This window comes from Stieleria sedimenti (assembly GCF_025060895.1).
Taxonomy (GTDB): domain Bacteria; phylum Planctomycetota; class Planctomycetia; order Pirellulales; family Pirellulaceae; genus Stieleria; species Stieleria sedimenti.
In genome coordinates this window covers 1-13,881 of sequence record NZ_JANZKV010000136.1, presented here as the reverse complement: position 1 = coordinate 13,881, position 13,881 = coordinate 1, and the positions used below count along the sequence as shown (strand labels likewise).

10 protein-coding genes are annotated in these 13,881 nt (G+C 60.2%); 6 read left to right on the top strand and 4 right to left on the bottom strand.

The genetic code is table 11. From position 1 onward, the window contains the following. Nucleotides 1-45: 45 nt before the first annotated feature. On the bottom strand, nt 46-648 hold the full coding sequence (locus NZK35_RS17270) for a hypothetical protein (RefSeq protein WP_259633784.1): 603 nt from the start codon (nt 646-648) through the stop codon (nt 46-48). A gap of 146 nt (nt 649-794) precedes the next feature. Here NZK35_RS17270 and NZK35_RS17265 point away from each other — a divergent pair, with 146 nt between their 5' ends. After that, entirely contained in the window at nt 795-3,056 is a 2,262-nt protein-coding gene (locus NZK35_RS17265) for a peroxiredoxin family protein (protein ID WP_259633783.1), read from the top strand. Between the two features lie 269 nt (nt 3,057-3,325). Here the strand turns inward: NZK35_RS17265 and NZK35_RS17260 are convergent, their stop codons facing one another. After that, a complete protein-coding gene (locus tag NZK35_RS17260) occupies nt 3,326-5,140 on the bottom strand; it encodes a phospho-sugar mutase (protein ID WP_259633782.1) in 1,815 nt (604 codons plus the stop codon). Nucleotides 5,141-5,323: 183 nt separating this feature from the next. On the opposite strand from NZK35_RS17260, the gene glmM reads away from it, so the two are divergent. Next, entirely contained in the window at nt 5,324-6,664 is a 1,341-nt protein-coding gene (gene glmM, locus NZK35_RS17255) for a phosphoglucosamine mutase (RefSeq protein ID WP_259633781.1), read from the top strand. Between the two features lie 508 nt (nt 6,665-7,172). Here the strand turns inward: glmM and NZK35_RS17250 are convergent. Beyond that, on the bottom strand, nt 7,173-7,583 hold the full coding sequence (locus NZK35_RS17250) for a ComEA family DNA-binding protein (RefSeq protein ID WP_259633780.1): 411 nt from the start codon (nt 7,581-7,583) through the stop codon (nt 7,173-7,175). Between the two features lie 201 nt (nt 7,584-7,784). On the opposite strand from NZK35_RS17250, the gene nadC reads away from it, so the two are divergent. The 4 genes from nadC (at nt 7,785) to NZK35_RS17230 (ending at nt 12,703) form a co-directional block, all read left to right on the top strand. After that, a complete protein-coding gene (gene nadC / locus NZK35_RS17245; protein ID WP_259633779.1) occupies nt 7,785-8,714 on the top strand; it encodes a carboxylating nicotinate-nucleotide diphosphorylase in 930 nt (309 codons plus the stop codon). A gap of 65 nt (nt 8,715-8,779) precedes the next feature. Then, nucleotides 8,780-10,249 (top strand): undecaprenyl-phosphate glucose phosphotransferase, encoded by a 1,470-nt coding sequence (locus NZK35_RS17240; protein ID WP_259633778.1) that lies wholly within the window; start codon nt 8,780-8,782, stop codon nt 10,247-10,249. A gap of 231 nt (nt 10,250-10,480) precedes the next feature. Beyond that, nucleotides 10,481-11,803: a tetratricopeptide repeat protein gene (locus NZK35_RS17235; protein ID WP_259633777.1), complete on the top strand. Its 1,323-nt coding sequence runs from the start codon at nt 10,481-10,483 to the stop codon at nt 11,801-11,803. 219 nt (nt 11,804-12,022) lie between these two features. Continuing rightward, nucleotides 12,023-12,703, top strand: coding sequence for a PEP-CTERM sorting domain-containing protein (locus NZK35_RS17230; RefSeq protein WP_259633776.1), 681 nt, complete (start codon nt 12,023-12,025; stop codon nt 12,701-12,703). Here NZK35_RS17230 and NZK35_RS17225 read toward each other — a convergent pair. Further along, nucleotides 12,700-13,599: a hypothetical protein gene (locus NZK35_RS17225; protein WP_259633775.1), complete on the bottom strand. Its 900-nt coding sequence runs from the start codon at nt 13,597-13,599 to the stop codon at nt 12,700-12,702. The genes NZK35_RS17230 and NZK35_RS17225 overlap by 4 nt on opposite strands. Nucleotides 13,600-13,881: the final 282 nt, after the last annotated feature.

Genomic DNA, 13,881 nt, shown 5'->3' with positions numbered 1-13,881 from the left:
CGCTGTGCGTCACATCGGACCGTGACGCACAGCGTCACCTACCGATTAATGCTCGTCGCTGATTTGTGCCGCTTGCCACATCTCGCCGAACTTTTCGGCGACGTAGGGTTCCAGTCTTTCGGCGAAGTCTTTCGGCAAGCCGTTGGCGCGGACCAGTTGGATCACGTCATCAAAGTCTCTCGGCCGATGCGGTGCCGTCATGCCGCTGGCCAGTTTCAGCTCCAGCAACGTCTTCAAGGAGACGAACGGGATTCCGTCCTCCTTGACTTCCGAGACGCGTTCCGGCTCGGGGAACGAAACCGGCTTGGGCAGTCCATCGCCGGGATAACCGCCGACGATCAACGCATCAATGTCGACGCCGCACACGGCATCGCGGAAGTTCTTGGAGCCTTCGAACTTGTTGACCCAGCCGCGACCGATGTACTGCTGTTTGAACTTTTCCAAATCTTCGCCGCGAATCAGGATATCGATATCGGCCGTCGTTCGCCGGTGACCGTGGGCGTTGGCGGCCATCGCGCCGGCGATCGCAAAGGGGATTTGCATTTCGCCGAGCGTCTTGGTCAGGCGCAGCATGGCTTGATGGATCGGTGATTTGCCCATAAAGAACTGCCCCGCACGCTCTGCCACTTGTGAGATCGAATCGGTCATCGGTTCGTTGATTGGTGAAAATGGTCCCGGCGCTCCATCGTGAACCATCACACGCTGCCCATCAAGCCTCTTTTGTCGCCCCCCGCCGGATCGATTACAATCAGGCTCCCACCACCTTTCCCGCCTCCATTGGGTCACATCCGACCATGATTGTTTTTCGCGTTTTTTGCGTCGCGGTGCTCGCCGGATCGCTTGTTTCGATCACTCAGGCCGCTGACACGCCGGCGACCGATTCCGTTGCCGCCGGTCACAGCTATCACGGCGAAGCGTTCAACGAAGGTCTCCGACAAGCCGCGGTGATGATGCCGGGGATGGCGGCGATCGAGTTTCCCACCTCAACCAAGTCCGAGGCGGCGCAAGGGTTCATCGAGCAGGGGATCGCCCAGCTGCACGGGTTCTGGTACCTGGAAGCCGAACGCTCGTTCCGCCAAGCCGCCAAGGAGGACCCGGAGTTGGCGATCGCCTACTGGGGGATGGCGATGGCCAATGTCAACAACGACGACCGGGCGAGGGGGTTTATCGACGAGGCCAAAGCGAAATCCGCGAAGAACACCTCGAGTCGAGAAAAACTCTACATCGACGCGCTCGATCGTTTCTTGCCCAAACAGGACAAGGGCGATGACAAAAAGGATCGCGAGAAAGAAGAAAAGAAGAAACGCGGGGAACGTTACGTCGCCGATCTAGAGAAGATCTTGCACGAGTATCCCGATGATCTCGAAGCCAAAGCGTTTCTCGTCGTCCAGCTTTGGATGGGAGACCGCTACGGCGTCAAACTGACCAGCCGCTATGCCGTCGAAGCGTTGCTGGGTGAAATCTTTGCCGCCAATCCGGCGCATCCCGCCCACCACTATCGAATTCACTTGTGGGATTCGGCACGCCCGGATAACGCACTCGTTTCGGCTGCCCAGTGCGGACCGGCCAGTCCAGGCATCGCGCACATGTGGCACATGCCCGGTCACATCTATTCCAAGCTGAAACGCTATTCCGACGCCGCCTGGCAACAAGAAGCATCTGCGCGTGTCGATCATTCGCACATGATCCGCACGCGATTGATGCCCGACCAGATTCATAACTTCGCCCACAACAACGAATGGCTGGTTCGCAATCTGATTCACATCGGACGCGTCGAGGATGCCTTGGATTTGTCACGCAATCTTGTGTCATTGCCCCGGCATCCGAACTACAACTCGTTGGAGAAACGTGGCAGCCACAAGTATGGGCGTCAACGCCTGGTCCAAACGTTGACGCGTTTCGGGTTGTGGCAGGAGTTGATCGACGAAATGGGCGGTCCCTCGTTGCTGCCGACCGATCACCAAGAGACGCGGCGCGATGAACTGGGATGGCTAGGCGTGGCACAATTCATGGCAGGGCACAAATCCAAAGGTGCAAAAACGCTTCGTCGATTGCAACGCGAACGACTCGAATTGCAGACCCGTCTCCTGGACGTGGCCGATCGCGACGCACCCGAAGCGGACACGTCGAAGGATGCCGATCCGAAGGAGTTGAAGAAAGAGTTGGAATCGTTGCGAGCGGTGATCGCACGGGTCGCAGCGGCAGCCGCGGCCAAACGCAAGGACCTGGCCACGTTCAACAAACATCTCAAGGCCGCAAAACTGGACGCGACGATGGAGGCTCAGTGGCTGGGGCTGGCGGGAGATCGCTCCGCCGGGATCAAAGCCGCCGAGCGGGCGGTCAAGTCGGGACCGTCGGAAGTGCTGCCGTTGGCGGTGTTGGTTGATTTGCTCTGGAAGGATGGCAAACAGGACGAGGCCAAAAAACAATTTGAAACGCTGCGAACCGTCGCCGCCGACGCGGATTTGGACACCCCGATCTTGGCCGAGCTGTCAGAAGTGGCGAAGGCGGCCGGAGCGGAGGGCGACTGGAGAAACAAGCCCGAACCGGAAAGCGATCTCGGTCCACGTCCCCCGCTGGACGAGTTGGGGCCGTTTCGATGGCAGCCTTACATGGCCGAATCATGGCAAGCGAAAACGCCGGAGGGCGACGTCGTCACGGACGTCGAGTTGGGCAACCGCCCCAAAATCTTGATTTTTTATCTCGGTTTCGGGTGCTTGCACTGCGTCGAACAACTGCACGCGTTCTCACCGCATGCGGAACAGTTTCGCAAGGCGGGTATCGATCTGGTCGGCATCAGCACCGAGACGACCGAGGACCTGATCACGGGCATCAAAGCGTTCGACAAGAAGCTCGAGTTGCCCTTGTATTCCGATGGCGAGCAGCAAGTCTTCAAGACGTTTCGTTGCTGGGACGATTTTGAAGACCAGCCCTTGCACGGCACGTTCTTGATCGACTCGGCCGGTCGTGTCCGCTGGCAAGACATCAGCTACGAGCCGTTCATGGACGCCGAGTTTCTGTTGAGGGAATCCAAGCGGCTGTTGGAATTGCCGTAGCGCGGTAGGTCACGCTGTGCGTGACGTATGGCATGCACGGCATGCCCTACGTTGCTAGAGGTGTTAGCGGTACGGCGCGAGCCGTCCGGTCACGCTTCAAAAACACGGTGAAAGACCGGAGGGCTCGCGCCCTACCGCTAACAAAAACACCCCGCTTGGCGTCAATGTAGATGGCATTGGGCTCCCGCCTCCCGGCTGCCATCAGCGCGTGGCAGGAGCCACACCGGCCTCGCGTTCCAAGGCGGAGCCTGGGAACGAGTTGTGAGCTCTCAGCTATTGTCTTTCGCGAAGGTTCGCATGTCCGATTCCAGCGATTGGAGTCGCTGGCCGAGTTTGGTTGCGGCGGCTTCCAGGTCTTGCGATTCGTCGGCGGCCAGTTTGGTGAACACGTAGAGTTTGATCTTCGGTTCGGTGCCGCTGGGGCGTGCGGCCACATAATTGCCTGCTTCGGCCAGGTCCATGATGATCAGGTTGCCGACCGGACCTTCCAGCGGCGACTGTTCTCCCGTGGCGGTGTCGGTGGCGACGCCGTTGAGGTAATCGCGAACGCGACTGACGGGGAGTCCGGCCATCGACTTTGGCGGGGTTTCGCGGAACGCCTTCATCAGCCGTTGCATCGCGGCCATCCCCTCGCTGCCTTCCATCACGAGGTTGATCAGGTATTCCTGGTGCAGTCCGTGGGTGCGATACAGTTCGGCCAAGTGGTCGTGCATCGACACGCCGCGTTGTTTCAATTCGGCCGCCAGTTCGCTGAGCAACATGCAGGCGACCGCGCCGTCTTTGTCACGACAATACTGACCGACCAAGTAGCCGTGCGATTCTTCGGTTCCGAAGATGAACTTGTCGGGGCCGTTGGCGTCCATGGCTTCGGCGATGTACTTGAACCCGACCAGCAGGTCGCTGATGCATTTGACGCCGTAGCTGTCGCACAGGCTGCGGATCAGTTCGGTCGTGACCAGTGTCTTGACGACGTAGTGGTCGGGTGACAGGGTGCCCGCTTCTTTGCGTTTGCCCAGGATGTAGTCGGCCAATAGGGCGCCGATTTGGTTTCCATTGAACGTTCCCCATTCGCCCGCGGTGTCCAGGGTCTTGGGGGCGGCGACACCCAATCGGTCGCAGTCGGGATCGGTGGCCAGGATCAGATCGAATCCGTTGGCTTTGGCGTGTTCGATCGGCGCTTCGAAGACCGCTTTGTTTTCGGGGTTGGAAACGTGTCCGGGGACGTTGGGAAAGTCGCCGCTTTTTTCGGCGTGCGGTCCGTAGACTTCGACGTCGGAAAATCCGTCGGCGGCCAAGAGCGGCATCACGGCTTCGGCGCCGACGCCGTGCAGCGGCGTGTACAGGATGCGAACGTCACGCGATCCTTCGAATGCCTGTTCGGAGGTGACTTTTAAGAACGCCTCGTCGATTTCTTGGGTGATCATTTCGACTTTGCCGTCGGCCAGTGCCTGGTCGAAGGGCGCGACGCGAATTTGTTCGCAGCTCATCACCCGATCGATGATCGCCTTGTCGTGCGGCGGCAGCACTTGCGCACCGCTGGACCAATAGACTTTGACGGCATTGTCGCTGGGCGGGTTGTGGCTGGCGGTGACCATGATGCCGCAATCGCACTGTTTGTAGCGGACCGCGTACGACAGCTGCGGCGTGGCACGGTAGTCGTCTAGGAAATACACTTTGATTCCCGCCGCGACCATGACGCCGGCACACAACTCGGCGAAGTGTCGCGATTGGTGCCGGGTGTCGTAGGCGATCACACAGGACAGGTCTTTTTGGCCCTTGTGGTACTCGACGACGTAGTCAGCCAGTCCCTGGGCACTTTCGCCGATCGTTCGGTCATTGATGGCGTTGGAACCGATCGGGTACATCCGGCCGCGGCGGCCGCCGGTTCCGAACGGGATAATGGTCCAGAACGCATCGTCGAGTGCTTGCCACTTTTCCTGGGCGATCTCGGCGGCGACCTGATCGCGGTACTGTGCATAGCGATCCTCGGTCAGCCAACATTGGATGTTCTCGACGGCAGTTTCGCTCAGTTTTCCGTCGGACGAGGCTTGTTTTGCGGCGGCCAGGGCATCGGTAGCGTTCATCAAGAGGGTGCCTGAGTTGAAGGGGAGAGGCAAAAACGTCTTCTTGTCGATTCTGTTGCTGGCGATTCTATTTGTTTTTTGATGTGCTTTGCAACGACCGGTTGTCCGAATGACCGGTCGGTCAAGAGCCATGGGCGGTAACGGCGCCTTGTCCCGAATCTCTAGCGCAATCGGAACCTTTGGATGAGCAATTTGATCATCAGTGTCAGCGGACTACGCGGAATTGTCGGCGAAACATTGACGCCCGTGGTCGCGGGCAGCTTTGTGGCGGCCTTCGCGGCGGAATTGCCCGCCGGCAGCATCATCGTCGGGCGAGACGGCCGCGGCAGCGGTCCGATGCTGCGGGACGCGATCGTCGCGTCGCTGCGGGCGTGTGGTCGCGATGTGATCGACGCCGATGTGGCGTCGACGCCGACCATCGGTGTGCTGGTGAAGAAAACAGGTGCCGCCGGAGCCGTCCAGATCTCGGCCAGCCATAACCCGCCGCCGTACAACGGCATCAAACTGTTCGGCGGCGATGGGCGGGTGCTCGACGCGGTCACCGGCGCGAGAATCCGTGATGCGTATCTCAACGGGACCGCCGCCTGGTGTCCGTTCGACCAAATCGGAGACGCTCGAACGGAACCCGACCCGCACGCGCCCCACTTGGAAGCGGTGCTGAAGACGGTGGACGTCGATGCGATCCGGGCGGCAAAGTACCGCGTGCTGATCGACAGCAATCACGGGGCCGGGGGCTTGTTGGGCGTGCGACTGTTGACGGCGCTCGGTTGCGGTGTGACCGCATTGGGCGAGACACCCGACGGCCAATTTGAACATGTCCCCGAGCCGACCGCCGAGAATCTGGCCGGGGTCGCCGAAACGGTCGCACGATCGGGATGCGCGGTGGGGTTTTGCCAAGATCCCGACGCCGATCGGTTGGCGTTGATCGATGGCGATGGACGCTACATCGGCGAAGAGTACACGTTGGCGTTGTGTGTTCAACGCGCGCTGGCTGATGATGCCACTCGCGGTCCGATTGTGATCAACGGAGCGACCAGCGGAATGAGCGAACGCTTGGCCGCGGCGGCCGGGGTTCCCGCCTATCGCAGTGCCGTCGGGGAGGCCAACGTCGCCGACAAGATGATCGCGAGCAAGGCGACCTATGGCGGCGAAGGCAACGGCGGACCGATCGACCCGCGTGTCGGTTACGTCCGCGATAGCTTTGTCGCGATGGCGCAAGTCTTGGACCTGATGACGTCGACCGGAAAGTCGCTGGCGGAATTGGCCGATGCCTTGCCGAGACTGGCGATTTGCAAAGACAAAGCCGCGGTGTCGACCGATGGCTTGCCCGAACTTTTTCAAAAGCTTCGCCAGAAATACTCGGATGCCAGCGCCGACGAAAGCGACGGGCTGCGCCTGGCCTGGCCCGATCGCTGGTTGTTGGTCCGCGGCAGCAACACCGAACCGATCGTGCGGATGATCGCCGAAGCCGAGTCGGAAACCGACGCGCAAGCGTTGTGCGACGCGGCCAAGCAGCTGATCTGAAGATGAATTGCCGATGCATTTCAAGAGTCACTCTCCCCCTGGGGGTTCTTCGCGGATTTTAGTGGCTAATCACTCAGGACCCAGGTTTTTTGAGGCATTGCTGCGATGTCCGAATGAGTGTTGGACGACAACCGCTCGGTCAAACGCCCCTCCGGCGACGCGGGCCGGTGGAGGGCACGAAGCACCTTCGCCGCATCGCAGACCAGGTGATTCCTAGGCGGGTTGCTCCTCCGCAGAGCCCGTCTCCGCTACAGCTGGCTTTGCCATCAGACCGAACAGAACCATCGGACATCGCAGTCATCCCTCAAAAAACCTTCCCCGAGTATCCGAGAGCAGCCACTAAATTCGCGGAAGAACCCCCCTGGGAGAATCGAGCGCAGCGAGGAGAGGGTTTGCGTTGTTGCTTGGGGTCGCCTATCAAGAATGCAGTGAACGCCGCGATTCACCGTTCGACCTCCCCTCGCTTCGCTCGACCCTCCTGCCAGGAGGGTGGCGATGAAAAACGATTCTATCGCTCGGCGACTAGCGTTTCCTGCTGCGGGACGGTTGCCGCGGCGATCGGGCGGCAGTGCGGTGCGATTTCTTGGATCGTTTTGGGGCCGATCCCGGGCACGCGTTGAAGATCGTCGAGCGAGAGAAAGGGCCCGTTCGTTTTGCGGTCCTCCAAGATCCGCTCGGCGGTCCGTGGTCCGACGCCCGGCAACAGCATCAGTTCGTGCTCGGCGGCGCAATTGAGATCGACTTGGAAGGTTTGCCGAGTGACGGGGGGCTCGTCGTGGTGACGACCTTGGGAAGCTGAACCGGACCACAACGCCACGCAGCCGATCGCGATGATTGCCACGAAGGACAGCGTCCGGGCGGCGTTCTGGATCGTCGGATGAAGCAGCGAGGGTAAACTGCTGTCGGTTTCTGCGGTCATCGGCGTACACCTTTTTGGGCGTCTTTCTGGACGCGTCCCCGGGCGCCTGCTTGGACGCCGTCACTGTGTCGCGTTAGAGTTTCTGCCACCGCCTTCATGTTTTTGCATCGTTGCGCGAGCCGCAAGACGCCAGGAGTGGTCTGCCGTCGACTTTCGCGAAATAGATGTTGCTAGCGTTTTTCCAACACCCACCGAACCGCCATGTCCGATTACGTTACCGTCACCGCCGATTCGTCCCTTGAGAACGACACCCGCTTGTTGGTTCGGCTGGCGATCGCCGAGGACCTCAGCGACTCGGTCGACTGGACCAGTGTTTGCATGGTCGATGATGAGCAACGTGGCGGGTGCGAGATCGTGCCACGGGAATCGGGCGTCTGTGCCGGGTTGGCGATCTTGCCGTGGATCGTCGATGAGTTCGAAGCCGACCTGGAGTTGGAAGTGCTCTCGGAGGACGGCAGCGCGTTGGTTCCCGGACAAGCGATCGCGCGGTTGCGTGGGAATGTCCGCGACTTGTTGACCAGTGAACGGACCATTTTGAATCTGCTGTCCCGCCTATGCGGCGTGGCGACGCAAGCCAAAACGTATGTCGACGCGATCGCCGGGGCAAAGGCGTCTGTGTATGACACCCGGAAAACGACGCCCGGTTGGCGGTTGTTGGAAAAGTATGCGGTGGTTTGTGGCGGCGGTCGCAATCATCGTCGCGGGCTGTACGACGGATTTCTGATCAAGGACAACCATTTGCAGCTCGGTGGTACCGCTGGTCAGCCGATGTCGCCTCGGGAAGCGGTCGAAAAAGCGTTGAAGTGGCGTGGCGGCCAAGTCCAGCGGATGACGGCTCCGTCGATCGTCGAGATCGAAGTCGACACGTTGGATCAATTGCGTGACGTACTGCCGGCCGGCCCCGATATCGTCTTGATCGACAATTTTGCGGTCGATGACATTCGAGCCGCCGTCGAGCTTCGCGATCAATTGAATCCCAAGGTCGAATTGGAAGTATCCGGGAACGTCACGATCGACACGATCGCTGCCATCGCTGCGACCGGTGTGGAACGCATCAGCAGCGGCGCGTTGACGCACCAAGCGACGTCGTTGGACCTGGGACTGGATTGGTACGACGCAGCAGCGAGCTAGGCTTCGGGCGAGACTCCGACCGGGTCTCGATTCGATACGCCGCCCCCGTCCTGACCGCGCTCCCCATGCCTGATCGTTCTTTCGACAAACACTCGTCCATCGCGGGTGAACGCCACCCGTTGGATTTGCTGCAACCGACCCTTGATGCGTTTTCCATTTTAGGGTCGCTGTATGCGGTCAAAATCGTGGCGCGAGGCTGGATGGATGATGCGGGAATCGTGCTCGGCTTGCTGGCCGTGATCATTTTCTTGATCCTGTCCAAGATCACCGGGCTGGCACGGACGCGTGACCGTGGCAACGCGGACGATGAAATCACCGCCATCATGATCACTTGGGTGATGACGGTCATGTCACTGACGGTGATCGGATTTGCGACGCGTTATGGCGAGGTGTTTGCCCGCAGCGTGATGTTCACCTGGGCGATTCTGGCGCCGATGACGGTCGCGCTTTGCAGGATGCTGTTGCGGATTGTCCAACAGTCGGCCAAACGTCGGGGATACGGGACGCGTCGGGTGGCGATCGCCGGGCTCAACACGCTCGGTCGACAAACGGCGCAGAACATCGACGCCGAACCTGCACTCGGTTTTAACCTGGTCGGATTCTTTGACGATCGCGTCGAGGACCGTCCTTCGTTGTCCGTTTCGGATATGAAGGACAAGCTGGCCGCGGACGGCCGCGGCGGCGAGTCACACGACGAGGCCACCCTGTCGGGAAACTTGAGCGAATTGGTCGATCAATGTCGCGCCGGACAGATCGACACCGTGATGGTGACGTTGCCGATGCGCGCCGAAGATCGCATCCGATACCTGCTGGACCAACTCAGCGATTCGACGGTCTCGGTCTACATCGTTCCCGATTTTTTCGTGTTCGAGTTGCTGCACTCTCGCTGGACCAACATGGGCGGCTTGCCCGCGGTTAGCGTGTTCGAGAACCCGTTGTTCGGCGTCGACGGCGTCTTGAAGCGTATCGCCGACGTGGCGATCGCGTCGGCCGGCTTGTTGGTCGCGGCGATTCCCATGATGTTGATCGCGATCGGAATCAAGCTGACCAGCAAAGGCCCCGTTTTCTTTCGGCAAAAACGATACGGTTTGGACGGGAAAGAGATTCTGGTGTGGAAGTTTCGCTCGATGCGAACGTGCGACAACGGGCCGGTCGTCAAACAGGCGACCAAGGGCGATCCACGCATCACTCCACTGGGCGGCATCTTGCGGAAATCCAGTCTGGACGAATTGCCGCAACTGTTCAATGTGATCGAAGGCACGATGTCGTTGGTCGGCCCACGGCCCCACGCGACCGCCCACAACGAACAGTATCGAGGATTGATTCGCGGCTACATGCTGCGGCACAAGGTGAAGCCGGGCATCACCGGGTTGGCGCAGGTCAACGGGTGCCGCGGCGAAACCGAGACGATCAAAAAGATGGAGCAGCGGATTCAGTGGGACCACCAATACATTCGACGCTGGTCGATGTGGCTGGATCTGAAGATCTTGTTCAGGACCGTGCTGGTGGTCTGGAAGCAGGACACCGCGTATTAGACGCCGCAAACCTCTTTTCTCAGGCCATCGGGCGGCAGACAAAACGGAACGTGTTAGCGGAACGGCGCGAGCCGTCCGGTTGCGTTTCAAAAACACCGTGAAAGACCGCAGGGCGCGCGCCCTGCCGCGAATCAATGACACCCTGGTGCGAGGTTCCCCCCCCTGTCGGCGAAAGCTTTGCTACACTGACGTCTGAAGCCAGATCGACTACACCGTCAAGTGAGTTTTGCTGTGACAACATTGGAACCGTCTTTGGCGTCGGCAATTGAGTCCTTGGGACAGGGTGATTTCACGGAGGCGGAAAGCATTTGCAATCGCTTGCGGGCAACCGATCCCGACAACGCCAAAGTCTGGCATCTGTCGGGAATCGTGTACGCTCAGCAGAACGAATTGGCCGAGGCGACGGAGTGCTTTCAGAAAGCGATTCAACTCCGCGACGATGTCGCGATCTATCACTACAACCTCGGCCTGGCGTGTCAAAACCTGATGGACCGTGACGGAGCGGTGCAAGCGTATCGCGCCGCGGTGGCGATCCAACCTGAATTTCTCGAAGCCCAAAACAACTTGGGCAACTGTCTGGTTGACCTCGGTGAAACCACCGCCGCGGTCGATCATTTTCGAGAGCTCGGAAACCAGTTTCCCGACGAGAGTATCGTTCACTACAACTTGGCCAACGTGTTGCAAGATGCGGGGGAGTACAACGATTCGATCGAAGCGTTTCGGCGGGCGATCGAGTTGGATCCGGATTTCGCCAGCGCGCGAGAAAACCTCGGCCGCGCGCTCTCCGACGTCACCCGTTATGACGAAGCGTTGGAGGTGTGGAGGGCGTGGTTGGAACATGATCCCGACAACGCCGTCGCGCGACACATGGTCGCTTCGATCACCGGCGAAGGGGCGCCCGAGCGATGTGACGACGATTACGTGCGCGAGACCTTCGACGAGAACTTTGCCAGGTCCTATGAGAAACAACTGCGACGAATCCAGTACCGGGTGCCGGAATTGGTGGCCCAAGCGATCGAGTCGATCGGAATCGATGGCAGTGACCTGGACGTGTTGGATGCCGGATGCGGCACCGGTTTGTGTGCCGAGGCGTTGCGACCGTTGGCCCGGCATCTGGTCGGCGTCGATCTGTCCGACGACATGTTGCAAGAAGCCAAGAAGCGGAACACGTACGACGAGCTTTACGAGCGTGAGTTGACGCAGTTTCTGATGTCCGGCGCCGGCCCTTTTGACTTGATCGTTTGCGGTGACACGCTGTGCTACTTTGGGGCGTTGGACGATGTCTTGTCCGGGTTTTACAAGTGCCTGAAGCCGAACGGGAAGTTGGTCTTTACGGTCGAACGAGACTTGGCGGAGGAGCACAACGCTGACGACGCACCGGCCGACCCCCTGCCGTACCAGCTTCAGCCCAACGGACGCTATCGTCACGCCGAATCATACGTGCAAGAAACGCTTGGCGATGCCCGGCTGTCAGTGGTCCGAATCAAAACCGGCACGCTACGAATGGAACGCGGTCGCGAAGTCATCGGGCTGATCGTGACGGCCGAGCGTTAGAGCGCCGCCGACGCCGCTCAATTTTTGGGGCCGTGGATCGTCTGAAAGATCTGGCTGCTCGGGGGCGATCACAAGATTCGCTACGCTTGCCCCGAACAAGGGGGCTGAAGTCGACTGAAACAGCGGTTCTGAGTGATTTCAGAGCGCTAATCCTGGATCGCCGAAAGGGTGACAAGTATCCTGCAGGGATGATTCCGGCCTCGCTACTTGGATACCGAAATGTACGTTTGCTTCCGTCGGCCTTTTCCCGTTCTCTTCGCCGCTGCCGTGTCGCTCGGCTGCGTCGTCGTCGACTCGCGACCGTCCAACGCGGCGATCGTCCATGACGAAGCGATCCACGGTGAGCTTTCCAACGACAATTTTGCACCGACCGTATTGAATTTCACGTTGGGCGAAAACACGGTGATCGGGGACGTCGCCAATGCTCGCGACTTCCCGGCCAACACCGATGTGTTTCGTTTCGTTGTTCCTGACGGTGCCGTCTGGGATTCGCTGATTCTCACCGACTATCGCGATAGCAGCCCCAACAAAGACAACGCGGCATTCCTTGCCATCGACGACTCCGACACGTTCCCGTACGACAGTTTCGGACTGGACGAGATCAATAATGCAAATCCGGCCTTTCCCGAAGATGCCTTCATCGGCGGCACTGTGTTTGGCGGTGGAGGGCCGACCAATCCGGATGTGGGGCGGGATCTCCTGCCGCGCGCGGCCAACGTTGTCGGCGCCGGGTACACCACCCCGTTGCCCAGCGGCGACTACACGATTTATATCCAGCAAACGGACTCATCAACGGGATACTCGCTGACGGTCAACTTGGTCAGCGCGATCCCAGAGCCCAGTTCAACCGGGTTGTTGATGTTGGTCGGTACGGCCGTGGCGATCCGAAGACGGCGTTAGAACCGCGGCGAGGGACGCCGCCATTGCAGGTCGCTGTCGCCACTGTTGCTCGTGGTCGGAAAGGGTTCGGTCGACGGCAGGGGGGCGCTGTTGGGCCGGCCGGCGGTTTGCACGTTCGAGTGGTCGCCAAAATGGGTCGCGTCCGAAAAGCCGTTCGCCGTTCGGGCGAAGGTCGAGTTGGTCGGCTGGCCGAAGCCCGGTTGGCTGTTTTGAAACGGGGTGCTCGGTGTCTGGGGGGCCGTCTGCGGATAGGGTGCTGACGTGGGGAATGCTCCGGCACCGGAGCGGTTCTGCGGAGGAACATAGCCGGGCGGGTAAGGAGCATGCGTCAGGTCGATCACCTGCATCCCGCCCGCACGAGGGCTGGCCGCCGGATCGACCGCCGGGGTTGTCTGGTTTGCCGGTGACAGTCGCGGATCGACTCCGTTTCCGAAACCGCTGTTGCCTGGCGATGCGTCGCCGATCCAACCGGTTTGGCGGACGCCACTGTCGAATCCCGTCCCGCCGGTGTAGGCACCGGGTGCACTCAGGTCGGTCAGCCCACGCGTCATTCCGTTGGAGCCCAGGGTGGCACCGGAAGGTGATGAACCGTTGGGGACGGATCCGCTGGGGGCGTAGTTGCCCGTTGGGGCTCCATAAGTGGAGGGTGCGCCGTAGTTGCCCGGCGAGCGGTAGGATCCGGTTGGCGGAGGGGGCACGCGGGTGGGCGCTCCAAACGTTCCGATGCCCGAGGTCGGCTGGATCGGAGACAGCGTTGCGGTGCCTTGAACAGGCGACAGCGGTGAGAGCAGCGACGAGCCGCCGAGCGGCGAGACGGGCGTACTGGTCGTGTTGCGGCAGCCCGCCATGACCAGCAAGGCCCCGGCGGTCAGCAGCACGCGGGTCAATGTGGTCATCGGGGCTGTCCCCAAACGTCTTGGATTGTTTCGTCGCATGATCGGAAAGCCTGTGCGGAAAAGAAAATGCACCACGGCTTTAACAAAACGACAGATTTTGTTGAAAGTCCAACCATCGCGAAAATCTGGTTTTTCGGCCTGAAATCCGTAGAACCGTTAAAGTTTGCGTGAATCGGGGGGACGAATCGGGTCGGCGTTGCGACGCGTCGGGTTTCGAACGCCGCATGAATGTCCGTGAGGTAAACCCTAAAAGGCATCACTGTGAAGCATTTTTTAGCGGCA